We start from the raw sequence: 21,187 nt of genomic DNA on the forward strand, positions 1-21,187 counted from the left end.
ATGAAATTCTCCGAAAACTGGCTGCGCAGCCACGTCCCGACCACTGCCTCGCGCGATGAGCTCAGCGCGGTGCTGACCGCCATCGGCCTGGAGGTGGAAGACGTGACCGCGCTTGGCGATGGCCTGCAGCACGTGGTCGTCGCGCGTATCGTCGAAGCCGAGCGCCATCCCGAAGCCGACCGCCTGCAGGTGTGCAAGGTTGATGCGGGGCAGGCTGAGCTGCTGCAGATCGTCTGTGGTGCGCCGAATGCGCGCCCAGGCCTGGTCGCGCCGCTGGCGATGGTCGGTGCGCAGATCGGTGAGTTGAAGATCAAGCCGGCCAAGCTGCGCGGCGTCGAATCCAACGGCATGCTCTGCTCGGCCAAGGAGCTTGGCCTGGACAACGATGCCTCCGGTCTGCTGGAACTGCCGGACGACGCGCCGGTCGGCCAGTCTCTGGTGGAGTACCTCGGCCTGCCGGACGCCAGCATCGAGATCAAGCTGACTCCCAACCGCGCCGACTGCTTCAGCATCCGCGGCATCGCTTATGACGTTGCTGCAGCGACGCGCAGCGAAGTACTGGATTTCATCGCAGAGCCGATCGCCGCCCGTGGCAGCCGCGAGCTGGCGATCCAGCTCGATGCCGGTGCCGAAGCACCGCGCTATCTCGGTCGTGTCATCGAAGGTGTCAACGCCGCGGCGAAGACTCCGTTGTGGATGGCCGAGCGCCTGCGCCGCAGTGGCGTGCGCCCGGTGTCGCTGCTGGTCGACATCACCCAGTACGTGATGCTGGAGCTGGGTCAGCCGATGCACGCCTACGATCTGGGCACCCTGCAGGGCACGATCGGTGTGCGTCGTTCGCGCGCCGGTGAAAGTCTGAAGCTGCTGGATGGCCGTGACGCTGCGCTGGACGACAGCTTCCTGGTGGTTACCGATGCTGACCGCGCGGTCGGCCTGGCCGGCCTGATGGGCGGCTTTGATACGCGCGTCACCGATGCCACCACCGCCGTATTCCTGGAAGCGGCGCACTTCGCGCCGGCCGCGATCATGGGCCGTGGCCGCAAGCTGGGCCTGCACACCGATGCCGGCCACCGCTTCGAGCGTGGCGTCGACCCGGCGCTGCCGCGTACCGCCATCGAATACGCCACCCGCCTGGTGCTGGACCTGGCCGGCGGTGCCCCGGCGCCGGTGACCGAGGCGGTACATGCGGCCGACCTGCCGCAGCCGGCGACGATCCTGCTGCGCCGCGCACGCATCACCCGCGTGCTGGGCATCACCATTGAAGACGCCGAAGTCGAGCGCATCCTGCGCGCGCTGGGCATGCAGGTGGCGATCGCTGGCGATGGCTGGCAGGTCACTGCGCCGAGCCGCCGCTTCGACATCGCCATCGAAGAAGACCTGATCGAGGAGCTGGCCCGGATCCACGGTTACGAGCAGATCCCGACCACGCTGCCGGGTGGCGCATCGCGTGTCGCGATGCCGTCCGAGACCCAGCTGGACACGCTCAGCGTGCGCCGCCAACTGGTTGCCCGCGACCTGCAGGAAACCGTCAATTTCGCCTTCGTCGACGACGCATTGCTGAGCCAGTGGCAGCTGCGCGATAACCTGGTGCCGCTGGCCAACCCGCTGTCGGCCGAGCTGGCAGTGATGCGTCCGGCGCTGCTGCCGGGCCTGGTCGCCACCTTGGGCCGCAATGCCGCCCGCCAGCTGGGCCGGGTGCGCCTGTTCGAACTCGGCCGGGTGTTCGCCCGGCAGGCCGGAGACGGCCAGCCGGCGCCGCTGGAAACCCCGCGCGTGGCCGCTGCGGTCTGCGGTGAAGCGCAGGCGGTGCAGTGGGGCCTGCCGACCCGCAAGGTCGATTTCCATGACCTGAAGGGCGACCTGGAATCGCTGGCCGCTGCCAGTGGCGCGGCACTTGAGTTCCGCCCGTCCACCCGCGGCTACGGCCATCCGGCGCGTTCGGCCGAGGTCTTCCGCGACGGCGTGGCGATCGGCTGGATCGGCCAGATCCACCCGCGCCTGGCCAAGGCGATGGACATCGACGTGGACGTGTACGCCTTCGAGCTGGATCTGGAAGCGCTGTCGGCCCGTGCGCTGCCGCGCGCCGGTGAACTGTCGCGCTACCCGGCAGTGCGCCGCGACCTGGCCTTCCTGGTGCCTGAACAGGTGGCTTGGAGTGATCTGGCCGCGACCATCCGCCAGGCTGCCGGTCCGCTGCTGCGCGAGCTGAACCTGTTCGATCGCTATGTCGGCCAGGGCGTCGAGCCGGGATTCAAGAGTCTCGCTATGGGCTTGATTTTGCAGGACAAGTCGCGCACTCTGACGGACCGCGACGTGGAAGCGGTAGTGGCCGAGGCGGTCACTGCCATCGAGCGTGAACACCACGCCCGGATCCGCGGCTGAGCGGGCAGCACTCGGGGGTAGCAGGCAATGGCATTGACCAAGGCGGAGATGGCGGAAAAGCTGTTCGACGAAGTCGGTCTGAACAAGCGGGAAGCCAAGGAATTCGTCGACGCGTTCTTCGATGTGCTGCGTGAAGCATTGGAACAGGGACGTCAGGTGAAGCTGTCGGGCTTTGGCAATTTCGACCTGCGGCGCAAGAACCAGCGCCCGGGTCGCAACCCCAAGACCGGCGAGGAAATTCCGATTTCCGCCCGTACGGTGGTTACCTTCCGTCCGGGCCAGAAGCTCAAGGAGAGGGTGGAAGCTTATGCTGGATCCGGGCAGTAACCGCGAACTTCCGCCGATTCCGGCCAAGCGCTACTTCACCATCGGTGAAGTCAGCGAACTGTGCGACGTCAAGCCGCACGTGCTGCGCTACTGGGAAACCGAGTTTCCCAGTCTCGAGCCGGCCAAGCGCCGTGGCAACCGTCGTTACTACCAGCGCCACGACGTGCTGATGGTGCGGCAGATCCGCAGCCTGCTGTACGAACAGGGCTACACCATCGGTGGCGCGCGCCTGCGCCTGGATGGTCCGGATGCGCGCGAGGAATCGGCCTTGAGCAACCAGATCATCAAGCAGGTGCGGATGGAACTGGAAGAAGTGCTGCAACTGCTGCGTCGCTGACCCATTTCCGCCGTAATCCGCTATACTTCACGGCCCGCCGCACTGGCGGGCACATCGCAGCATCAGTCGGGGCGTAGCGCAGCCTGGTAGCGCATCTGCCTGGGGGGCAGAGGGTCGTCGGTTCGAATCCGGCCGTCCCGACCACTGTGATGTAACAGACAAGCCTGCGCAGCGATGCGTGGGCTTTTTTGTTGCGGCGTTGTATCCTGCGCGCACTCGTACTACCGCGGCTGCTGAACCCGGTACTCACGAGAACACGATCATGGAAACGCAAAGGAACCGCGCCTGGAGGCGCTCGCAGTCGCGCCATCACGGTGGCGACCACACGGCAGCACCGTCGATCTTCAAGCCGGAAAAGAACTGGAAGCTGATGTATACGCGCGGCGACAAGCTGCTGCGGGCGCGCCAGCTGGGTTTCACCTATCCAGTCCTCAGCCCGCGGCAACTGCTGGACCAGGAATGTTGAACCTGTTGTTTGTCTGCAGTCGCAACCAGCTGCGCAGCCCCACCGCTGAAGCGATGTGGCAGCGCCGGCCAGGTATCAGTGCGCGCTCGGCAGGCACCAGCCCGCATGCGCGCCGGCCCATCAGCCCAGCGGATATCCGCTGGGCTGATGTCATCTTCGTGATGGAGCCCAAGCACCAGCATCGGCTGCAGGCGAATTTTGCCCGCCTGCTTCAACACACGCCGCTGCACTGCCTGGATATACCCGACGACTATCGCTGCATGGATCCGGCGCTGATGGCGCTGCTTGAAGCGAAGGTCGCGCCTTACCTCACATCGTCAGTGGCGAAGCGGTAGATCAACTCCGGATCGCCTTCGTCGAGGCCGTGCACGATGCCGCACTGATGGAAACCAGCGGCTGCCAGCAGCCGCTGCATGTTGGCGTTGGATTGATTGGTGGAGGTGAAAAGCTTGGCGCCTGCGCTGCACGACGTAGCATGCAGAAGCAGCGCGCTGCCGACGCCGTGTCCGCGCAGTGGCGCGGCGACCATCAGCATCTCGATGAAGGCTTCACCGAAGAAGTGCCGGTGCTGGACCCGGTAGCCGGCCAGCGTGTCGTCGAGTTCGGCGACGTGCATGTGGCCGTCCGCCAGCCACTGGCCGATCTGCACGGCACGCCGTGGGTCATCGGCCGCAACGCTGTCCAGGGCGATCAGTGCCGGAAGATCCGTGCACACGGCCGCGCGTATCCGAACTGCTGGAGCCCGCACGTTCATCGCCGACGGCTGCGCAGCAGCAAACCGCTGCCGCTGACCAGGCAGGCCAGAAGCGTGAGCAGCGACAGGGGCAGGTGGAATTCATCGCGACCGGCCGCAGCGAAGCCTGCATGGATGAGGGCTGTGCCGATACCCAGCGCACCGCATAGCAGTGCGTAGCGGCGCGCAGAGCCCAGGCCGAGTACGACCTGACGGTAACCGTGCAGCAGTACGCCGATGGCAAGCAGATTGAACAGCAGGTATCCCTGGATGCCGCCGGGCACCTGGAACATCCGCCACTCTTGCCAGAACGCGGCATCGATCTGATGCAGCAGCAAGGACATCATCGTTGCCAGGTACCAGCGTTCCATGCGGTGTCTCCTGCTGCGGGAGCTTCATTCTAGCGATGATGGGCCCGCAGCCATCGCACTCAGTAGACGCGGAATTCGGCGCGGCAGCCGTCGCTGACCCATACACCGCGTCGGTCCCAGCCCCAGTTGCGGTCCTCGGTGCAGGTGGTGACCGATTTCTGCTTGACCAGCCGCACGTCATGACGGACGCGGATGCGGCACTGTTTCTCCTTGTTCTCGTAGGATTCGCAGACCAGGCGCTCGCCATCCCGATCACGGTCACGCCCACGCCCGGGCCAGCGGCTACGCCCGCGCTCTTCGGCGACGAATTCGGCGCGGCAGCCGTCGGTAACCCACAGCATGCCGCGGCGCTGTCCCCAGTTGTCATCTTCCACGCATCGCGTCACTGACAGCTGCCGGGCCAGTCGCGCGCGTCCTTCGAACGGGCATTGTTGGGTCTTGTTGAAGTGTGATTCGCAGGTCGTGCGCGGTGACGATTCGCTGTCGTAATCCTGGGCCGAGACGGTGGTTGCGGCCAGCAGCAGGGCAAGCGCAGAACCGCCCAGGGGCAGCAGCAGACGAAGGCTCATTGAAACCTCGGATTGGGAATGGGACGCAAGAATGGCGCACGTGCGGCGCTCTGCGACGACCGGGGTCTGCGCTGGCTCAGGACGGATTTATAAGTGTCCGGCGGCGCATGCAGGGCGTTACATCCCGTATCATCCCGGGCACATCCGATTGCATCGGTTTACAGTTTTTTACACGTTCCAGCGCTTTCGGACGCGGCTTTCGGGCCTCGCCCGTGGCTGCTGGCACGGGTGCGGACAAGGATGTGCGGACCACGACGACCACAGGGGGTTGCGTTGATCAGCAGTATCGTCATTCATCGGTCGGCCGGCACGGGCGCGGTCGAAGTGCAGGTCCTGGACACGACGTTCAAGGGCAAGCGTGTTTTTGTTGCCTGGGGCCTGCGTGGCCTGGAATTGACCCGCGAAGCCGAGCCGGAAGATACGGTTGCGGCTCGCCATGCCTTACGGCTGGTTTCCCGCCAGGCCGATGGGCCGCGCAGCAGCGAGATTTTCATCGCCAGCCAATCGGGCGTGGCGATCAGCGTCTACCGGATGCTGACCGAAGCACGCAGCGGCGACGCCGTGTTCTTCCTGTGCGATTCGCCACCGGTGGTGGAATGGTTGGTCACTTCGTTGGAAGTGCAGCCCGAATCGCCTGCGTGACCGGATGCCTGACCGTGCAGTCGAGCCTGCTCGACTGCACCCCGCCGTGGGTTACGCCAACGCTGCGTCCACTGCCGCGCGCGCATGCAGGGTCGTGGTGTCGAACAGCGGCACCGGGCTGTCTTCGGCGCGTACCAGCAGCATGATCTCGGTACAGCCGAGGATGATCGCCTGGGCACCGCGGGCAACCAGGCGTTCAATCACTTCGACGTACATCTGCCGTGATCGCTCGTTGACCACCCCGGCGATCAACTCCTCGTAGATGATCGCGTGTACATCGCGGCGGTCATCGGCCTCCGGAACCAGTACGTCCAGGCCGAAGCGCTCGCCCAGGCGGCCACGGTAGAAGTCTTCCTCCATGGTGAAGGCGGTGCCGAGCAGGCCGATGCGCTGCAGACCGGCCTGCACGATCGCCGTGGCGGTCGGGTCGGCGATATGCAGCAAGGGCAGCGGGCAAGCCGCTTCGATCTCAGCAACGAGCTTGTGCATGGTGTTGGTGCAGATCAGCAGCAGTTCGGCGCCACCGGCCTGCAGCCGCTGTGCGGCATCGACCATTTCGTTGCCCAGGGCATCCCAGTCGCCGTCGTGCTGCAGCTGCTTGATGCGGGCGAAATCCACCGACCACATCAGCAACTGCGCCGAATACGCGCCGCCCAACCGCGCGCGTACCTCTTCGTTGATGAGGCGGTAGTACTGCGCCGAACTCTCCCAGCTCATGCCACCGATCAGGCCAAGCGTCTTCATGCGTGTCTCCGTGCCGGGGAAGGGCCATTGCAGCACATCAGAGGCCGGGATGCTGCGTGCCGGCTTGCCCGGCGCACGCAATCGTTGGTTGGCCCGTCGCAACCGCTGCCGACGCGCCTGATCGGCGCGATAATGGGCCAAGACAGGTAGAGGGCAGGGCGATGGGCGAATGCTGTGGCTGCGGCAAGACGCTGGATGTGGCGGCCATGCAGGCGCGCCACCGGCGCGTGCTGTGGATCGTCCTGCTGATCAACCTGGCGACCTTCCTGCTGATGGTCGGCGCGTCCTGGTACAGCCATTCGTCCTCGTTGCTCTCCGGTGCGCTGGACAACCTGGGCGATGCGGCGACCTATCTGCTGAGCCTGCTGGTGGTGGGGGCCGGCGTGGCGGCCAAGGCGCGGGTTGCCTTGTTCAAGGGCGTGCTGATCCTGGCAGCGGCGGTGGCAGTTGCGGTGCAGATCGGATGGCGGCTGGCGCATCCGCAGGTTCCGCTGTTCGAAAGCATGGGCCTGGCTGCGCTGCTGAACCTGGCCGCGAATGGCTTCTGCCTGTGGCTGCTGACGCCGTATCGCAATGACGACGTGAACCTGGCATCGGCCTGGGAATGCGCGCGCAACGATATCTTCGAGGGCGTTTCGGTGGTGCTGGCGGCGGGGCTGGTGGCGCTGTTCGGTGCCGGTTGGCCGGACCTGCTGGTCGCGGTCGCGCTGCTGGTCGTGTTCCTGCGCTCGGCGCTGCGGGTGCTGCGCATCGCGATGGCCGAACTGCGTGCGTCGCGCGTTGCCAGCGGCTGAGCCGCAGCCGCTGTATCCGTCGAATCGACCCGGGACTGTGCATGGTGGTAACAGCCGCTGCGCACTATCCTTGCAGGGATTATTCCGGTGGACGAAGTGATGGCCCTGCATACCTGGTGGTGGTTCCTGGCGACGGTGTTCGTGCTGTGCGGCACGCCGGGTCCGAACATGCTGCACATCCTGGGACGCAGTGTCGGCCTGGGCTTCCGTCGCAGCGTGCCCGCCATGGCCGGTTGCCTGCTGGCGATGCTGCTGGTGCTTGCGGCGTCCGCGGCCGGCCTGAGCGCGGTGCTGCGCTCGTCGCCGATGCTGTTCGATGTGCTGCGCTATCTGGGTGTGGCCTACCTGGCCTGGTTGGGCATCAAGGCCTGGCGGGACAGCTACCGGCAAGCGCCGGTGGCGACAGACGTCGATGCAGCGCTGGCGCCGGTGCACGGCGCCTGGGCGGTGTTCCGTGGTGGTCTGCTGGTGGGGCTGAGCAATCCCAAGCTGCTGCTGTTCGCCGCCGCGTTCCTGCCGCAGTTCGTCGACCCCGCGCGTGGCCAGGCCGTGCAGTACACGGTGTTGGTGGCCACCTTCGCCACCTGCGAACTGTTCTGGTACGTGATGTACGCCGCAGGCGGACATGGGCTGCGCCGTTGGTTGGCAAAGCCCTTTGCAAAACGCTGGTTCGAACGCCTGGTCGGCAGCGTGTTTCTCGTCTTTGCAGTGGTGCTGCTGCGCTTCCGGCCGCGCTGAGCCGGATCGTTTCACGTCGCGCCTGCGACCTGTTCACGCGTGTGGCATCGCGGCCTGCCTAACCTGATCGCACCTTCAGTATTCCCGTCAGGGAGAGGATCGACATGATCAAGTGGGCCATCATTTTCGCCATCATCGGCCTGATCGCCGGTGCGTTGGGTTTTGGCGGCATCGCCGGCGCTGCCGTGGGCATCGCGAAGTTCCTGTTCTGGGCCGGCATCATCATTGCCGTCGTACTTTTCGTGCTCGGCATGACCGTCGCGAAGAAGGTCGCCTAGCCCAGCAGTTCGTGCAGCGGCGCGCTCAATGCGCGCTGCTGTGCGAGAACAGGTTGATGACCAGCACGCCGGCACAGATCAGGCCGATGCCGATCAGTGCCGGCGCATCCAGACGCTGCTTGAACACCAGCAGGCCGATCAGCGAAATCAGCACGATGCCGACGCCGGACCAGATCGCATAGGCAATGCCGGTGGGAATCGACTTCATCGTCAGCGACAGCAGGTAGAAGCACACGCCGTAACCGGCGAGCGCGCCCAGCGTGGGACCGAGCCGGGTCATGCCTTCGGATGCCTTGAGCAGGGACGTGGCGATCACCTCCAGCACGATCGCACCGGCCAGGTAGACATACGGGTTCATCAAATCCTCCTCATGCCGGTTCGCACAGCTTCAGTGCCTCAAGGGCCATGGCCTGGGCATTCTGGCGCTCGTTTTCGTCCAGCGGCCGCCCATAGGCGGTGGCCCAGTAACCATCGGCAACGCAACGCGCGGCGTACAGGCGCGGATCGCTGGCTTCATCCGGGAACTCGGCGAGCATGCCGCGCAGCCACGTGCGCCAGTAGACCAGAAGCGCCGGCTCCAGCATGTTGCCCATGGTGAGCCCGATGTCGTTGATCTGCTCCTGCTGCAGCAGATGCTCGAAATTCACCTGCACATAGGCACGGCTGAAGCCGCCATGGCGGCGCGGGGACTGTCGCAGCACCGCACGCACTCTGTCCTCGAAGTCGGCGATGAGCGAGGTCAGCGTCGCCTCGATCAGGTCCTGCTTGCTGCTGAAGTGATGGAACAGCGCGCCCTTGCTGACACCGGCGGCATCGGCGACATCCTGCACGGTGAGGGCCGCCAGCCCATTCTGGCCAAGGGTATGGGCGGTCGCGTGCAGCAGTGCCTGGCGCACGCTGTCGGGCGCCTTGCGGCGGGAGCGGGGAGGGGATTCTGTCATGGGGGGACGAAACCGACTGGACGGTATGATTGTAGCGCGGGGGCGATGCGCCCGGCGCGCACGATCAGGTCTTGAGCTCACTGCAGATAGAACGCGATGCCGGTGCCGAGCTGCAGGTCGGGGCTGTTTCCATTGAGGCCCAGGTCGAACGAGGCGTCCAGCTGCACGTTCGGCCGCAGCATCCAGGTCAGCCCTGCGCCGGCAATGGCCTCGTCGGGCTGCTGGTTGGCGTGGGTGAAACCGGCTTCGAGATAGGTGCCAAGCCGCTCGGTCACGCTCAACGAGAGGCTGGGCGACCAGGTGGTGCTGCGCTGGCCGGCGCCACGCTGATGACTGCCATACAGCGCGCCGCTCCAGCGGTCGTTGAAGCTGTGCTCGACGCTGGCGGCCAGCGCGTACTGGCGGCCGTCGCTGAAGGCTGCATCGCCACGCGCGATCACCCCGCTGGCCAGCAGCGCCCACGCCGTGCGCTCGGTACTGCCGGGACCTGCCCATTTCAGTCCGACGGTGCTGTCGCCGGCGCCGCGCTGCTGCGTGCGCGGCAGGTCGGGGCCACGTTCTCGCTGACGCTGCCATGGCGTGGACGCCAACTGCAGTTCCCAGCCCGGAGCCAGTCCGGTGCGCAGCAGCAGGTCGCTGGACAGCGTCGTCGTGCGCAGGCCGTCGCGATCACGCTCACGTTGATAGCTGGGCAGGCCCAGTTCGACGGCAAGGTCGCCACGCGGCACCGTGTCGGTGCCGAAGCCGATGCCGGGACGATCGAAGCTGGGAGGTTCCGCGCCCAGCACCGGGGTACTGGCCAACGACAGGGCGATCAACAGGGTGTGGCGCATGCGGGTTCCGTCTCGCAGGGGGTCTTCAGCATGCCCGGCGATACCGTGCGCGCGGCGTGAGCCGCACCGCTCAGTCGCTGATGCGGGCGAAACGCGCCTGCGGGCCGTGCTCGCCGGGCACCTGCTCAATGAACATCGCATAGGGCCGTACCCACAGACCGCCCTCGCCATACAGAGCGCGGTAGAGAACCATCGGCTGCAGCGTCTCACTGCTGCGGACGATGTCGATCACTTCGTACTCGCCACCTTTGAAGTGGCGGTAGCGGCCAGGTGCCAGCGCGGGCAGCGGGGTCAGGTCGGTCATTGGTGGGCCCGTTACCTGCGTGCCGGCGACGCCGGGGTGGCGCAGTAGGCATCGATGGCTTCGGCGGTGTTGGCCAGGCCCTGCGCCTGTGCCAGTTCCCACGGGCGCTCGCAGCGCTGGCTGCGTTCGCACCACTGATAGCCGGCCGAACCGATGCAACCGTGCGCATCGCGATCGCCACCGACCACGGGTGTGGCGGCGTCATGGGTGACTGGTTTTTCCGGGCTGGCACACGCGGCCAGAGCCAGCAGCGGGATCAGCATCAGGACTTTCATGGGCGCGGCTCCGTGCCGTAAACCGACAGTCTGTTCGGTCCCGGCAGCAGCGGCAAGCATCGCTGGCCGATCCTCAACTCAGCGATGCGCGGACCAGTTCCTCGATCAATACCACGTAGCTGGCGGCGAAATAGAACTTCAGCAGCGTCGAACGCTGCAGTGGAAGCGAGGTGCGCATGTGGAAGGGGCCCCTGTTGATGACGATAGTGTGAAGCGCAGCTGACTTCGTGACAAGGGTCACGGAACGGGTTTCCTAAATGGCCTCAGGGATGTGATGGGGGGCGCTTTCTGAGGCGATGGTGGGGAGTTTTCGGATAAATCCGATAGGTCTTCTCCGGGGCGCTGGCTAGGCTGGTCGGGCATCGGAGATCGGCCTTGCGCCGGTCCCCGATTTCCCAGAACCGCAGGAGCCCATCATGGTCATCACTGTCCAATGCAACGCCCAGCGCTGGTCCGTGCTGGATCCGCAGACACGCTCCACCCAAATGTTCAGTAGCGGCGCGGCTGCCTTCGATGCCGCTGCCTCGCGGGCCAGCGAGCACCACCGCCGTACCGGCCAGCACAGCACCGTGCGCGTGGAAGCACTGGGCACCGCGGTGGACGCGCTGCACTTCGGCCTCTGAGCCGCCGCAGCCGCAGTCAGTTGCGGTTGGGTTGGTTGAATGGGGGAAAAACCACCTTCGCAGCTCCCTCTGTGCGCCACGCCGGGAATCCCCGATGCTTGCCTCCACCGTATTCACCTGGAGACGAGGGATGGGCAAGGGACTGACTTGGCGCACCGTGGCGTGCACCCTGTTGCCGATGATGGCTGCCGCTGGCGGCGTGCAGGCGCAGAACTATGGCTACGACGATCGCTACGATGATCGTGGTGGCAATGGCATCGTGCGCTGCGAATCGATCAAGAACCGCAGCAACGAGTGCCGGCTGGAAGGGCGTGCGCGCATGATCCGCCAGTTGTCCGGCTCCCCCTGCGTGGAAGGTGAGACCTGGGGCCAGTCCCGTTATGGTGTCTGGGTTACCCAGGGCTGCCGTGCCGAATTCGTCGGTGAATACCGGCGGCCGGGCGGTGGCGGCGGTGGTTGGGGTGGCGGTGGTGGCAACGGTTGGGGCGGAAGCCAGTGGGGTGGTGGTGGCCAGGTGATTGCCTGCCATTCCAATGACCGGCGCCAGCAGTACTGCGATGCGCAGGTTCGTCGCGGCGTGCGTCTGGTACGACAGGAATCGCGCAGTGCCTGCATCGAAGGCCAGACCTGGGGCTGGGACCGCCGTGGTATCTGGGTGAGCAACGGCTGCAGGGCCCAGTTCCAGGTGAACTGAGCGGTCGACGCAATCAGTTCAAGATCAGAGAAATCTGATAGCGATCACACTTCTTTCCTCGTATTGTCGACCCCCGGGACGCCTTGCGCGTCCCGGTTCGCACTGGCCATTCCTGTCGCGCCTGGTGCGGTCATTCCCTCGTCGTCGATACGCTGTTCAAGGAGTGAGCAACGCATGTTGATCCGACTGCAATGTGAGCAGCGCCAATGGCGCGTGCTGCACCCGGACAAGCCGGAGCCGATCGAGTTCCGCGATGGCGTCCGTGCCTTCGATTTCGCCGAAACCCTGGCCCGCCTGCATTTCACCGATACCGGCCAGCGCGCCTCGGTGCGGGTGGAGTCCAGCGGTGCATTTGTCGAGGCGATCAGCTACGGCTGAGCGCGCCGCGTGTCGGCACGGTCCGCGCCATCCACGCATGGCGTGGATCTGCTTTTGCGCCACCAGCAATCTGGTAGATCCACGCCATGCGTGAATGAGGAACCTAGGGAGCCACGCATGGCCTGGCCCCACCAGACCCCTGCAACGCTCTCAGCCCGCCGCGCTCAACGGCGGGTTGCCGGCGGCCAGCTGCGGCCAGCGCTTGAGCAGGGCCGCACGGATGCCGGCCGCATCGATGCCGGCCTCGGCCAGCAGGTCCTCGCGGCTGGCGTGATGCTGGAAGGCATCGGGCAGGCCCAGGTGCAGGATCGGACGCAGCACGTTCTCGGCATTGAGCAGTTCGGCCACGGCCGAGCCGGCGCCGCCCGCCACCACGTTGTCTTCGACCGTCACCAGTGCGTCGTGCTGGTTGGCCATGGCCAGTACCAGTTCGCGATCCAGTGGCTTGATGAAACGCATGTTGACCACGCTCAAACCCAGGTCGCGGCCCACCTGTTCGGCGGCGGCGACGGTGCTGCCGAAGGCGAGCAGGGCGACGCGGCTGCCCTGCAGGCGCAGCTCGCCCTTGCCGATCGGCAGGGTCGACAGATCGCTGCCGGCATCCACGCCGGTACCGCTGCCGCGCGGGTAGCGCACCGCAGCCGGGCCGGGGTGCTGCAGACCGGTGCTGAGCATCTGCCGGCACTCGGCCTCGTTGGAGGGTGCCATCACCACCATGTTCGGCACGCAGCGCAGGAAGCTGAGGTCGAGGTTGCCGGCGTGGGTTGCACCATCCGGGCCGACGACGCCGGCGCGATCGATCGCGAACAGCACATCCAGGTCCTGGATGGCCACGTCATGCACCAACTGGTCGTACGCGCGCTGCAGGAAGGTGGAATAGATCGCCACTACCGGTTTGCCGCCCTGGGTGGCCATGCCTGCGGCGAGGGTCACCGCGTGCTGCTCTGCGATGGCTACGTCGAAGTAGCGCTGCGGATATTCCCTGCTGAAGCGCACCAGGCCCGAGCCTTCGCGCATTGCCGGAGTGATGCCATACAGACGCGGCTCGGCCGCGGCGGCGTCACACAGCCAGTCGCCAAACACATCGGTATAGGTTGGCTTCTTCGCGCCGGTCTTGGCCACCAGGCCCTTGTCCGGATCGAACGGGCCCACCGCGTGGTAACCGATCTGGTCGCCTTCGGCCGGCTCGTAACCCTTGCCCTTGGTGGTCATCACATGCAGCAGCTTCGGGCCCTTGGAGGCACGCAGCGTCTTCAGCGCGGACAGCAGCGCCGGCAGGTCATGGCCATCGATCGGGCCGGTGTAATGGAAGCCCATTTCCTCGAACATCGTGGACGGCACGAACATGCCCTTCCAGTGTTCTTCCCAGCGCTTCACGAAACGCGCGGGATTGTTCTTCTTGTCGCCGAGGATCTTCTTGCCGCCTTCGCGCAGCGCATTGAGCGTGCGGCTGCCGGTGGCGCGGCCGAGCATCTTGGTCAGCCCGCCCACTGCCTCGGAAATCGACATGTTGTTGTCGTTGAGGATCACCAGCAGGTTCGGTTCCGGTTCCATGCCGCCGGCGTGCATCAGCGCTTCGAAGGCCATGCCGGCGGTCATTGCACCGTCGCCGATCACGGCCACGACCTTGCGATCATCACCTTCGGTCTGGCGCGCGATGGCCATGCCCAGTGCCGCCGAGATCGAGGTCGAGGAGTGGCCGACGCCAAAGGTGTCGTATTCGCTCTCTTCGCGCTTCGGGAACGGCGCGACGCCGTCCTTCTGCTTGACGGTGTGGATCTCGTCGCGGCGACCGGTGAGGATCTTGTGCGGATAGGTCTGGTGGCCGACGTCCCAGACGAGCTGGTCGACCGGGGTCTGGTACAGGTAGTGCAGGGCCACGGTGAGCTCGATCACGCCCAGGCCGGCGGCGAAGTGGCCGCCGCTTTTGCCAACCGATTCGATCAGGTAGGCACGCAGTTCATCGGCAACCGCCGTCAGTTCGGATTCGTCGAACGTGCGCAGGTCATCCGGTGTCTGGATGCGCGCGAGGCGGGGATAGCGGGCAGAGTCGATCATCATGTTCGCACTTGTTCTGAACGCCCATTTTCGCCCTCAAACGGGGGTGGGGCAAGCAAACGCCGCCGTCCGTGACAGGACGGTGAGGGTTGCATTCCCGGGAGTTCAGGTGCAGAGCTTGGAACGCTTGGGCAGCTGGGCTCTCAGGAACGCCATCTGGTCGGCCAGGATGTTGCGGTTGGACAGGATCAGGTGCTCGATCCAGCTCGGCCGGTACGGCACCGCCAGCAGTGGCATGCCGGCCTGTTGCGGGGTGCGGTCGCTCTTGCGCGAATTGCAGTGGAAGCACGCGGTGACTACGTTTTCCCAGGTATCCAGGCCGCCTTTGGACAAGGGCATGACATGGTCGCGGGTCAGGGTCGGGCGTCCAAACTGCTGGCCGCAGTAAAGGCAGAGGTGGGCGTCGCGGGCGAACAGGGCCGGGTTGGTCAGGTTCGGTGTCGGGTCCAGCGCGCGTGAGCGGGCATGGCCGCGCGCGGCGATGATCGGGTGCAGGTCCATCCCGCTCTGCATGCCACTGCGACGATTTGTCCCACCGTGGATGTGCAGGCAGGGGTCGCCGAGTGTCCAGGCGACCGCGTCGCGGGCATAGAGGCAGGCTGCGTCCTGCCAGGTGATCCAATCCAGGACCCGCCCGTGACCATCCAGTGAGAGCAACCGGACCGTGCCGGGGCGATGCAGCGTCGTGGCGTTGGGCGATGCTTCGGCGCCCGGAGCAGAAAACGGAGCTCCGGCTTCGATCAGACCCAAGCGTGTAGTGTCTGTCTCCATCGGGAAAACAGCTTATACCTGAATGTTGACGATTTGTGTATCGCCCAGCGGGCGATACACAAATCGTCAACATTCAGGTCCACGCATTCCTCCTATTCCCCGCGCCTTTGGCGCGCCCCCTTTAACAAAAGGGGGCTTTTCTCCAGATGGATTCCGGGGGTTTCTGGATCTACGTGTCGACCAAGGTCGACACCTACCAACAGCCGCGGGGAGTTGTCGAAGGCGGGGTGGGTCCGGTTGCGGGGGCGTGAGCGCCATGGATGGCGCGACCGAGGCTACAGGGACGTACTTGCGCCGTCCCCCGCAATTTGACCCACCCCGCCATCCCGCAGGAAACCAGCTGTTGCTGTTGCTCCAGCTGTTGCGGTTGCCGGCCAGCGGCCGGCACTACCGTGGGTGCCGGCCGCGGCCCGGCTCAGGCGCCGAAGCGTTCGTCGTCCATTGCCATCAGCGGTGCGGCACCCGCCTGGATGGCGGCGGCGTGGCTGAGGGTGCGCGGCAGAACGCGGGCGAAGTAGAAACGTGCGGTCTCGCGCTTGCCCTGGGCGAATGCTGCGCCGTGTGCGCTGGCATCGGCGGCGGCAACGCTGCGGGCCCACCAGTAGGCCAGCACCACATAACCCGAATAGAACAGGTAGTCGTAGCTGGCTGCGCCCAGTTCGTCCGGATTGGCGGCCGAACGCTGCAGCACGTCCATCGTCAGCTTGCCCCATTCGGCGGCCTTGGCGCGCAGCGGGCCGATGAACTCGGCCAAGCTCTCGTTGCCTTCATTCGCCTTGGCGAACGCCTCGATCTCGGCCAGCATCAGCTTCAGGCCAGCGCCCTGGCTGGACGCGGTTTTGCGGCCGATCAGGTCCAGCGCCTGGATGCCGGTGGTGCCTTCATACAAGGTGGTGATGCGGGCATCGCGGGCCAGCTGTTCCATGCCGTGTTCGCGGATGTAGCCGTGGCCGCCGAAGCACTGCAGGGCGTTGTAGGTGTTCTCGATGCCCCATTCGGTCTGGCAGGCCTTGGAGATCGGGGTCAGGAAGCTCACCAAGGTGTCAGCGCGCTCGCGTTCACCGGCATCGTCTGCATGGTGGGCGACGTCGATCAGGGTGGCGGCGTGCAGCGCCAGCAGGCGGCTGCCTTCCACCAGCGACTTGATGGTCAGCAGCATGCGACGCACGTCCGGATGCACCAGGATCGGGTCGGCCGGCTTGTCCGGGAACTTGGCGCCGCTGAGCGAACGCGACTGCAGGCGCTCGCGGCTGTACTTCAGCGCGTTCTGGTAGGCGCGCTCGGACAGGCCGATGCCCTGCAGGCCGACACCCAGGCGAGCAGTGTTCATCATGGTGAACATCGCCTGCAGGCCCTTGTGCGGCTGGCCGACCAGGTAGCCCTGCGCGCCATCGAAATTCATCACGCAGGTGACCGAGCCCTTGATGCCCATCTTGTGCTCGATCGAGCCGCAGCGCAGCGCGTTGCGCTCACCGACGTTGCCGTCGCGGTCGACCTTGAACTTCGGGGTGACGAACAGCGAGATGCCCTTGGCGCCTGGGGGAGCATCGGGCAGCTTGGCCAGCACCAGATGCACGATGTTGCCGGTCAGGTCGTGCTCGCCGGCGGTGATGAAGATCTTGGTGCCGGTGATCGAATAGCTGCCATCGGCGTTCGGCTCGGCCTTGGTCTTGAGCAGGCCCAGGTCGGTGCCGCAATGCGGCTCGGTCAGGCACATGGTGCCGGTCCAGCGGCCTTCGATCAGCGGCTTCAGGAAGGCCTCGTGCTGCCAGGCTTCGCCGTGCTGCTTCAGCGCTTCGATGGCGCCGTGCGACAGCAGCGGGAAGTTGCCCCAGGCCAGGTTGGCGGCGTTGATCATTTCATTGAGCGGCACGCCCAGCGTGTGCGGCAGGCCCTGGCCGCCCAGTTCCGGCGCCGCGGTCAGGCCGGTCCAGCCGCCGTCGACGAACTGGTCGTAGGCCTGCTTGAAGCCGGGTGGCGTGGTCACTTCGCCGCTGGCCTGGTCGAGCACGCAGCCGATCTCGTCGCCCACGCTGTTGAGCGGGGCCAGCACGCTGGCGCTGAAGCGGCCGGCTTCTTCCAGCACGGCATCGACGACATCGGCGGTGGCGTCGGTGAAGCCCAGGCGGGCGAACAGCGGTTCGACCTTCAGCACATCGTGCAGGCCGAAACGAAGGTCGGAAAGCGGGGCGGTGTAGCTGCTCATCGGTGCGTCTCGATTTGATCAGTAACAGGGGGAGCGGCGCGATGCGTCGCGGCGGAAAGCGGAGATCAGCGCAGCACGCCCGGCAGGCCCGGGGCCTGGTTGAGCGTGCTGCGGCTGCTGATATCGAAGGTGCGTTGCTTCTTTTCCTGCGGCGTGGCCGACACCGTGCCCTTCAGCCCATAGGCGAGGGTGCGGTTGCTGGCCAGTGCGTCGGCGATCACCAGGCGTGCGGCCGGGCTGGGCTTGAAGTTCACGTTGATGACATCGGCGGAGACGCCGCCGATGGAGATGCCCGGCTTGGCTGACAGGGGGCCTGCTTCGGTGTCGCCGATGGTCAAGACCAGTGCGACATCGTCGAAGCTCATCGGCATCGAACTGTAGTTCTGCAGGCGCAGGGCGACAGTCCAGTCGCCATTGGCCTGCACGGTCAGCTGCTGCAGGCTCGCGGCCGGTTCCGAAACACGCTTGACGATGCCATCGCCGCAAGCGACCAGGGCCAGGGTGCACAGGACGATCAAGACGGTACGGAAGCGGTGGAGCATGGGCGCAGGTCCTCTGAGGGCAGTGCGTGGGATAAGCATACTACGGCGTATGGTGGAATGGAGCGCCTGCGGCGACCCGCCACAGAGGGTAGCGCGTGAAGATGCACGCGAGGCGTGCGTGATGCCGGATTGCGAGCGTGGCGTGCGCCGGTTGGGCAGCGCCTCAATCGGCGGGGGTGTCGCGCAGGGGCGCCATCATGCGCAGCGGTGCGAGGTCGTAGCCCATCGCTTCGGCCTTTGCCTTGAGCCGGTCGAACAGGGTGCGGTCCATCTCCGGCAGGCGCGCGAGGATCCACAGATACTTGTGGCCGGGCTCACCGACCATCGCCCACTGGTAGTCCGGGTCCAGCGCGATCACCCAGTAGTCGGCCCAGACCAGGGGCACCCAGCTCAGCCAGTCGGGAACGAAGCGCACCTGCAGCTGGCCGGGCTGTCCCGCAACGGGCCGCGCCACGCCTTCGGCGACAACCCGCTCGCCATCCACCTTGCGGCAGGCATTGGTGACGCTGATGCGGCCATCGCGACGCAGCCCGTAGTTGGCGGTGATCTCGCCCACGCACTGCTTCTGGAACGACACCGGCAGATGGGCGATCTCGTGCCACTGGCCGGCATAGCGATCAATGTCCAGTTCGCTGACGGCGCGCACGGGCTCGGCAGCGAGTGCCGATGCGGCGAAAAGCAGCAGGCAGGCGAGCAGGGCAGGGCGCAGGTGCATGGGGCGGCTCCGGGCAGGAGGATTGGAGCTTAGGCCAGCGGCGGCATTCCGGTGTAAAAGTTCCATGCGGCGCCGGATCGCGCCTGCCGCCGGCGGTCAGCTACAGGTCGAAGGCGCGTTGGCTGCGCTCGTCGCCATCGTAGGTAAGGGTACGTGTGTGCAACGTACCGTTGGACATGTCCCATCTGAAAGTGTCCATGCCGCCGCCGCCGGAGCCCTTCGAATGCAGGCGCACCACGCCACGGGTGAGGTTGTCGGTCAGCAGCAGCTGGGCCGAGCCATCGGCGTCCACGCGCAGCCCGGCGCGGTCGCGCCAACGGGCGTCCCCCATGCCCAGCGGGGCGTCCAGGGCGAGAGCAGTGCTGCCGTCTTCAAAGGTACTCAGGCCCCCACGCTCGACACCACTGCGGTCGAAGATGAGCAGGCCCGCGGAGCGGCTGCGTCGGTCGCCGTCGTTCGCATCCTGGCCGATCTGCACACGTACCACGCCGCGATCGTCCAGTACCTGCAGCCTTTGCGTGCTGATGCTGTCGGCATGCAGCGGAGCGTTCCGCTGCAGCAGCAGCCAGCCAGTCACGCCGGCGAGTAACAGAAGCAGGGTGGACAAGGCGCCAACAAGGTATTGCAGGCGGCGCAGTGACTGCTGCAGGCGGGGCAGAGTGGGGGTGTCGTCCATGCCATCGGTGCTCCATGCGGTGAACCTCGGACGGTACTACAGTGCCGGCGGCAACAAGCGCCCAAAAAAAAGACCTGCATTTCTGCAGGTCTTCGAACATGGTGGCCGAGGACGGAATCGAACCGCCGACACGGGGATTTTCAATCCCCTGCTCTACCAACTGAGCTACTCGGCCATGTAGAAAAAAAAGACCCGCATTTCTGCAGGTCTTCGAAAGTGGTGGCCGAGGACGGAATCGAACCGCCGACACGGGGATTTTCAATCCCCTGCTCTACCAACTGAGCTACTCGGCCACTTGTTTCGTTGCAGCGATGTCGCTGCCGAGGACGCGCATATTACGGACGTAGGACAGGTTCGGCAAGCGTTTTGGAAAAAAACCTTCACATTGGTGTCTGCGGCCGGCGGAAGGTCGTGCAAGTGATTGATCCTGCGTTGAGCCGGCCTGACCGGGAATGCCGGAGGCGGAAAACAGCGGCCCGCCGCTGACGCCAAAGCTGACGGGGCAAGCGATGCAGCGGCGGAGTGGCGAAGGCGCCGATGGAACGCTGTTTTCATGGCACCCATGAGGGCAGGACGCGGCGTACTGTCGCAGTTCCCCTCCCCGAAGCTGCCCGCAGCAGAGCCATTGGACATGTCCGATTCAACCACCCGCATCGTGCTCGCCTCGCGTCCGCAAGGTGCGCCGGTCGCCGCCAATTTCCGCCTCGAACAGGCGCCGCTTCCGGCGCTTGCACCCGGCCAGGTGCTGCTGCGCAACCGTTACCTGTCACTGGATCCGTACATGCGCGGTCGCATGGATGATGGCCCATCGTACGCACCGCCGGTGGCAGTGGATGCGGTGATGGAGGGCCAGACCGTGGCCGAAGTGCTGCAGTCGCAGGCGCCTGGCCTGGCGGTCGGCGACCTGGTGCTGGCCCCTGGCGGCTGGCAGACCCATGCCGTGGTGGCGGGTGATGCGATCAGCCGGCGGCTGGATCCGGCCGGGCTGCCGCTGAGCACGGCGCTGGGCGTGTACGGCATGCCGGGGTTCACCGCGTACTCCAGCCTGATCGAAATAGGCAAGCTGCAACCCGGTGAGACCCTGGTGGTCGCGGCTGCCAGTGGCCCGGTTGGTGCCACCGTGGCGCAGTTGGCCAAGCTGCAGGGTGCGCGCGTGGTCGCCATCGCCGGTGGCGAGGCCAAGCGTGCGTACCTGGAAACACTGGGTGTGGACGTGGCGCTGGACCATCGCGCCTCCGATTTTGCAGCGCAGCTGCGTGCTGCCGTACCGGATGGCATCGACGTGTATTTCGAGAACGTGGGCGGGCACGTGCTCGACGCCGTATTGCCGCTGCTCAATGATTTCGCGCGCATTCCGGTGTGCGGCACCATCGCCACCTACAACGCCCGCGGCGTCGCGCAGCCTGGGCCGGATCGGCTGCCCGCGCTGTTCAGCCAGATCCTGCGCCAGCGGCTGACCGTGCGTGGCTTCATCGTCCACGACTTCAAGCATCGGTGGCCGGATTTCGAGCGCGACATGCCGCAGTGGCTGCGCGATGGGCGCATCCAGTACCGCGAGGACGTCGTGCAGGGTCTGGAGAATGCACCGGAAGCCTTCTTTGGCCTGCTGCAGGGGCGCAACTTCGGCAAGCTGGCGGTGAAGCTGGATTGAGCCCCAGCGCTCACCTGGCCGGCTGGCGCGAAGGTGCCACCGGCCGCTGAGGTACCTCGGCGGAATGTGTCATCGGCGCGCCATCTGTGCCCCCGACACTGCCGTACCCGGCAGTGAGCCATGGAGAGAAGGCGGATGG

The 21,187-nt window shown here is 65.9% G+C and carries 28 protein-coding genes and 3 tRNA genes; 14 read left to right on the forward strand and 17 right to left on the reverse strand.

Annotated features, from left to right (window positions below):
- From pheT to AC1DKR_RS09605, 6 genes are all read left to right on the forward strand, one after another.
- Positions 1-2,382 (forward strand): phenylalanine--tRNA ligase subunit beta, encoded by a 2,382-nt coding sequence (gene pheT / locus AC1DKR_RS09580; protein ID WP_478032517.1) that lies wholly within the window; start codon positions 1-3, stop codon positions 2,380-2,382.
- Positions 2,383-2,409: 27 nt separating this feature from the next.
- A complete protein-coding gene (locus tag AC1DKR_RS09585; protein ID WP_005410432.1) occupies positions 2,410-2,709 on the forward strand; it encodes an integration host factor subunit alpha in 300 nt (99 codons plus the stop codon).
- Positions 2,690-3,046, forward strand: coding sequence for a MerR family transcriptional regulator (locus tag AC1DKR_RS09590; protein ID WP_005410431.1), 357 nt, complete (start codon positions 2,690-2,692; stop codon positions 3,044-3,046). The genes AC1DKR_RS09585 and AC1DKR_RS09590 overlap by 20 nt, the downstream gene beginning before the upstream one ends.
- A gap of 67 nt (positions 3,047-3,113) precedes the next feature.
- Positions 3,114-3,190 (forward strand) — tRNA-Pro (locus AC1DKR_RS09595).
- 118 nt (positions 3,191-3,308) lie between these two features.
- Positions 3,309-3,512, forward strand: a complete 204-nt coding sequence (locus AC1DKR_RS09600) for a hypothetical protein (protein WP_312786683.1) — start codon at positions 3,309-3,311, stop codon at positions 3,510-3,512.
- Positions 3,506-3,847 carry a low molecular weight protein tyrosine phosphatase family protein gene (locus AC1DKR_RS09605; protein WP_223495870.1) on the forward strand — a complete coding sequence of 114 codons (342 nt, stop codon included), beginning with the start codon at positions 3,506-3,508 and terminating at the stop codon, positions 3,845-3,847. The genes AC1DKR_RS09600 and AC1DKR_RS09605 overlap by 7 nt, the downstream gene beginning before the upstream one ends.
- Here AC1DKR_RS09605 and AC1DKR_RS09610 read toward each other — a convergent pair.
- From AC1DKR_RS09610 to AC1DKR_RS09620, 3 genes are read right to left on the reverse strand one after another with little or no spacing between them, the layout of a single operon-like run.
- Positions 3,817-4,266, reverse strand: a complete 450-nt coding sequence (locus tag AC1DKR_RS09610; RefSeq protein WP_478032522.1) for an N-acetyltransferase family protein — start codon at positions 4,264-4,266, stop codon at positions 3,817-3,819. The two genes, AC1DKR_RS09605 and AC1DKR_RS09610, sit on opposite strands and share 31 nt — an antisense overlap.
- Entirely contained in the window at positions 4,263-4,616 is a 354-nt protein-coding gene (locus AC1DKR_RS09615; RefSeq protein WP_312786685.1) for a DUF6713 family protein, read from the reverse strand. The genes AC1DKR_RS09610 and AC1DKR_RS09615 overlap by 4 nt, the downstream gene beginning before the upstream one ends.
- Before the next feature lie 59 nt (positions 4,617-4,675).
- A complete protein-coding gene (locus AC1DKR_RS09620; protein ID WP_394196633.1) occupies positions 4,676-5,185 on the reverse strand; it encodes a DUF3011 domain-containing protein in 510 nt (169 codons plus the stop codon).
- Between the two features lie 273 nt (positions 5,186-5,458).
- Between AC1DKR_RS09620 and AC1DKR_RS09625 the strand changes: the two genes are divergently transcribed.
- Positions 5,459-5,827, forward strand: coding sequence for a hypothetical protein (locus AC1DKR_RS09625; protein WP_312786687.1), 369 nt, complete (start codon positions 5,459-5,461; stop codon positions 5,825-5,827).
- A 51-nt stretch (positions 5,828-5,878) separates the two neighbouring features.
- On the opposite strand, the gene AC1DKR_RS09630 is transcribed toward AC1DKR_RS09625, so the two are convergent.
- Positions 5,879-6,571: an aspartate/glutamate racemase family protein gene (locus tag AC1DKR_RS09630; protein WP_478032527.1), complete on the reverse strand. Its 693-nt coding sequence runs from the start codon at positions 6,569-6,571 to the stop codon at positions 5,879-5,881.
- A 161-nt stretch (positions 6,572-6,732) separates the two neighbouring features.
- Between AC1DKR_RS09630 and AC1DKR_RS09635 the strand changes: the two genes are divergently transcribed.
- The 3 genes from AC1DKR_RS09635 to AC1DKR_RS09645 all read left to right on the forward strand — a co-directional run bounded on the left by AC1DKR_RS09635 (position 6,733) and on the right by AC1DKR_RS09645 (position 8,381).
- On the forward strand, positions 6,733-7,365 hold the full coding sequence (locus AC1DKR_RS09635) for a cation efflux transmembrane domain-containing protein (protein WP_478032529.1): 633 nt from the start codon (positions 6,733-6,735) through the stop codon (positions 7,363-7,365).
- Positions 7,366-7,464: 99 nt separating this feature from the next.
- On the forward strand, positions 7,465-8,103 hold the full coding sequence (locus AC1DKR_RS09640; RefSeq protein ID WP_363732491.1) for a LysE family translocator: 639 nt from the start codon (positions 7,465-7,467) through the stop codon (positions 8,101-8,103).
- Between the two features lie 104 nt (positions 8,104-8,207).
- The gene (locus AC1DKR_RS09645; RefSeq protein ID WP_025876319.1) at positions 8,208-8,381 is read left to right on the forward strand and encodes a DUF1328 domain-containing protein; all 174 of its coding nucleotides are present in this window, start codon (positions 8,208-8,210) and stop codon (positions 8,379-8,381) included.
- Between the two features lie 25 nt (positions 8,382-8,406).
- On the opposite strand, the gene AC1DKR_RS09650 is transcribed toward AC1DKR_RS09645, so the two are convergent.
- From AC1DKR_RS09650 to AC1DKR_RS09670, 5 genes are all read right to left on the reverse strand, one after another.
- Entirely contained in the window at positions 8,407-8,739 is a 333-nt protein-coding gene (locus AC1DKR_RS09650; protein ID WP_025876322.1) for an SMR family transporter, read from the reverse strand.
- A gap of 10 nt (positions 8,740-8,749) precedes the next feature.
- Entirely contained in the window at positions 8,750-9,322 is a 573-nt protein-coding gene (locus tag AC1DKR_RS09655; RefSeq protein ID WP_134832865.1) for a TetR/AcrR family transcriptional regulator, read from the reverse strand.
- 77 nt (positions 9,323-9,399) lie between these two features.
- Positions 9,400-10,155 carry a transporter gene (locus AC1DKR_RS09660; protein WP_312786690.1) on the reverse strand — a complete coding sequence of 252 codons (756 nt, stop codon included), beginning with the start codon at positions 10,153-10,155 and terminating at the stop codon, positions 9,400-9,402.
- 70 nt (positions 10,156-10,225) lie between these two features.
- A complete protein-coding gene (locus tag AC1DKR_RS09665) occupies positions 10,226-10,459 on the reverse strand; it encodes a DUF1653 domain-containing protein (protein ID WP_025876328.1) in 234 nt (77 codons plus the stop codon).
- An 11-nt stretch (positions 10,460-10,470) separates the two neighbouring features.
- Positions 10,471-10,734 (reverse strand): hypothetical protein, encoded by a 264-nt coding sequence (locus AC1DKR_RS09670; protein WP_033831612.1) that lies wholly within the window; start codon positions 10,732-10,734, stop codon positions 10,471-10,473.
- A gap of 416 nt (positions 10,735-11,150) precedes the next feature.
- Here AC1DKR_RS09670 and AC1DKR_RS09675 point away from each other — a divergent pair, with 416 nt between their 5' ends.
- From AC1DKR_RS09675 to AC1DKR_RS09685, 3 genes are all read left to right on the forward strand, one after another.
- A complete protein-coding gene (locus AC1DKR_RS09675) occupies positions 11,151-11,357 on the forward strand; it encodes a hypothetical protein (protein WP_223495851.1) in 207 nt (68 codons plus the stop codon).
- 130 nt (positions 11,358-11,487) lie between these two features.
- Complete coding sequence (locus tag AC1DKR_RS09680) at positions 11,488-12,051, forward strand: DUF3011 domain-containing protein (protein ID WP_099784882.1); 564 nt, start codon at positions 11,488-11,490, stop codon at positions 12,049-12,051.
- A gap of 174 nt (positions 12,052-12,225) precedes the next feature.
- Complete coding sequence (locus AC1DKR_RS09685; protein ID WP_032978640.1) at positions 12,226-12,429, forward strand: hypothetical protein; 204 nt, start codon at positions 12,226-12,228, stop codon at positions 12,427-12,429.
- A 150-nt stretch (positions 12,430-12,579) separates the two neighbouring features.
- Here the strand turns inward: AC1DKR_RS09685 and dxs are convergent, their stop codons facing one another.
- The 8 genes from dxs to AC1DKR_RS09725 all read right to left on the reverse strand — a co-directional run bounded on the left by dxs (position 12,580) and on the right by AC1DKR_RS09725 (position 19,690).
- Complete coding sequence (gene dxs, locus AC1DKR_RS09690) at positions 12,580-14,487, reverse strand: 1-deoxy-D-xylulose-5-phosphate synthase (protein WP_363732921.1); 1,908 nt, start codon at positions 14,485-14,487, stop codon at positions 12,580-12,582.
- Positions 14,488-14,592: 105 nt separating this feature from the next.
- The gene (locus AC1DKR_RS09695) at positions 14,593-15,258 is read right to left on the reverse strand and encodes an HNH endonuclease (protein ID WP_025876340.1); all 666 of its coding nucleotides are present in this window, start codon (positions 15,256-15,258) and stop codon (positions 14,593-14,595) included.
- Positions 15,259-15,673: 415 nt separating this feature from the next.
- Positions 15,674-17,464, reverse strand: coding sequence for an acyl-CoA dehydrogenase C-terminal domain-containing protein (locus tag AC1DKR_RS09700; protein WP_025876341.1), 1,791 nt, complete (start codon positions 17,462-17,464; stop codon positions 15,674-15,676).
- 65 nt (positions 17,465-17,529) lie between these two features.
- Positions 17,530-18,006, reverse strand: a complete 477-nt coding sequence (locus tag AC1DKR_RS09705; RefSeq protein ID WP_223495842.1) for an LEA/WHy family protein — start codon at positions 18,004-18,006, stop codon at positions 17,530-17,532.
- 163 nt (positions 18,007-18,169) lie between these two features.
- Positions 18,170-18,721: a lipocalin family protein gene (locus AC1DKR_RS09710; protein ID WP_223495840.1), complete on the reverse strand. Its 552-nt coding sequence runs from the start codon at positions 18,719-18,721 to the stop codon at positions 18,170-18,172.
- Positions 18,722-18,821: 100 nt separating this feature from the next.
- Positions 18,822-19,397 carry a hypothetical protein gene (locus AC1DKR_RS09715; protein WP_312786106.1) on the reverse strand — a complete coding sequence of 192 codons (576 nt, stop codon included), beginning with the start codon at positions 19,395-19,397 and terminating at the stop codon, positions 18,822-18,824.
- Positions 19,398-19,496: 99 nt separating this feature from the next.
- Positions 19,497-19,572: transfer RNA gene (locus AC1DKR_RS09720), tRNA-Phe, on the reverse strand.
- Positions 19,573-19,614: 42 nt separating this feature from the next.
- Positions 19,615-19,690: transfer RNA gene (locus AC1DKR_RS09725), tRNA-Phe, on the reverse strand.
- A gap of 338 nt (positions 19,691-20,028) precedes the next feature.
- Here AC1DKR_RS09725 and AC1DKR_RS09730 point away from each other — a divergent pair.
- A complete protein-coding gene (locus tag AC1DKR_RS09730) occupies positions 20,029-21,048 on the forward strand; it encodes an NADP-dependent oxidoreductase (protein ID WP_447945378.1) in 1,020 nt (339 codons plus the stop codon).
- The last annotated feature ends 139 nt before the right edge of the window (positions 21,049-21,187 follow it).

It is taken from the genome of Stenotrophomonas sp. 01N47 (genome assembly GCF_056399165.1).

Coding starts and splice junctions, on each gene's coding strand:
- AC1DKR_RS09675 (WP_223495851.1), top strand. CDS start 11,151: ATGGTCATCACTGTCCAATGCAACGCCCAGCGCTGGTCCGTGCTGGAT.
- AC1DKR_RS09630 (WP_478032527.1), bottom strand. CDS start 6,571: ATGAAGACGCTTGGCCTGATCGGTGGCATGAGCTGGGAGAGTTCGGCG.
- AC1DKR_RS09670 (WP_033831612.1), bottom strand. CDS start 10,734: ATGAAAGTCCTGATGCTGATCCCGCTGCTGGCTCTGGCCGCGTGTGCC.
- AC1DKR_RS09710 (WP_223495840.1), bottom strand. CDS start 18,721: ATGCACCTGCGCCCTGCCCTGCTCGCCTGCCTGCTGCTTTTCGCCGCA.
- pheT (WP_478032517.1), top strand. CDS start 1: ATGAAATTCTCCGAAAACTGGCTGCGCAGCCACGTCCCGACCACTGCC.
- AC1DKR_RS09730 (WP_447945378.1), top strand. CDS start 20,029: ATGTCCGATTCAACCACCCGCATCGTGCTCGCCTCGCGTCCGCAAGGT.
- AC1DKR_RS09610 (WP_478032522.1), bottom strand. CDS start 4,266: ATGAACGTGCGGGCTCCAGCAGTTCGGATACGCGCGGCCGTGTGCACG.
- AC1DKR_RS09680 (WP_099784882.1), top strand. CDS start 11,488: ATGGGCAAGGGACTGACTTGGCGCACCGTGGCGTGCACCCTGTTGCCG.
- AC1DKR_RS09645 (WP_025876319.1), top strand. CDS start 8,208: ATGATCAAGTGGGCCATCATTTTCGCCATCATCGGCCTGATCGCCGGT.
- AC1DKR_RS09605 (WP_223495870.1), top strand. CDS start 3,506: ATGTTGAACCTGTTGTTTGTCTGCAGTCGCAACCAGCTGCGCAGCCCC.
- AC1DKR_RS09585 (WP_005410432.1), top strand. CDS start 2,410: ATGGCATTGACCAAGGCGGAGATGGCGGAAAAGCTGTTCGACGAAGTC.
- AC1DKR_RS09650 (WP_025876322.1), bottom strand. CDS start 8,739: ATGAACCCGTATGTCTACCTGGCCGGTGCGATCGTGCTGGAGGTGATC.
- AC1DKR_RS09715 (WP_312786106.1), bottom strand. CDS start 19,397: ATGGACGACACCCCCACTCTGCCCCGCCTGCAGCAGTCACTGCGCCGC.
- AC1DKR_RS09620 (WP_394196633.1), bottom strand. CDS start 5,185: ATGAGCCTTCGTCTGCTGCTGCCCCTGGGCGGTTCTGCGCTTGCCCTG.
- AC1DKR_RS09655 (WP_134832865.1), bottom strand. CDS start 9,322: ATGACAGAATCCCCTCCCCGCTCCCGCCGCAAGGCGCCCGACAGCGTG.
- AC1DKR_RS09660 (WP_312786690.1), bottom strand. CDS start 10,155: ATGCGCCACACCCTGTTGATCGCCCTGTCGTTGGCCAGTACCCCGGTG.
- AC1DKR_RS09640 (WP_363732491.1), top strand. CDS start 7,465: ATGGCCCTGCATACCTGGTGGTGGTTCCTGGCGACGGTGTTCGTGCTG.
- AC1DKR_RS09695 (WP_025876340.1), bottom strand. CDS start 15,258: ATGGAGACAGACACTACACGCTTGGGTCTGATCGAAGCCGGAGCTCCG.
- AC1DKR_RS09665 (WP_025876328.1), bottom strand. CDS start 10,459: ATGACCGACCTGACCCCGCTGCCCGCGCTGGCACCTGGCCGCTACCGC.
- AC1DKR_RS09600 (WP_312786683.1), top strand. CDS start 3,309: ATGGAAACGCAAAGGAACCGCGCCTGGAGGCGCTCGCAGTCGCGCCAT.
- AC1DKR_RS09590 (WP_005410431.1), top strand. CDS start 2,690: ATGCTGGATCCGGGCAGTAACCGCGAACTTCCGCCGATTCCGGCCAAG.
- AC1DKR_RS09685 (WP_032978640.1), top strand. CDS start 12,226: ATGTTGATCCGACTGCAATGTGAGCAGCGCCAATGGCGCGTGCTGCAC.
- AC1DKR_RS09700 (WP_025876341.1), bottom strand. CDS start 17,464: ATGAGCAGCTACACCGCCCCGCTTTCCGACCTTCGTTTCGGCCTGCAC.
- AC1DKR_RS09635 (WP_478032529.1), top strand. CDS start 6,733: ATGGGCGAATGCTGTGGCTGCGGCAAGACGCTGGATGTGGCGGCCATG.
- AC1DKR_RS09615 (WP_312786685.1), bottom strand. CDS start 4,616: ATGGAACGCTGGTACCTGGCAACGATGATGTCCTTGCTGCTGCATCAG.
- dxs (WP_363732921.1), bottom strand. CDS start 14,487: ATGATCGACTCTGCCCGCTATCCCCGCCTCGCGCGCATCCAGACACCG.
- AC1DKR_RS09705 (WP_223495842.1), bottom strand. CDS start 18,006: ATGCTCCACCGCTTCCGTACCGTCTTGATCGTCCTGTGCACCCTGGCC.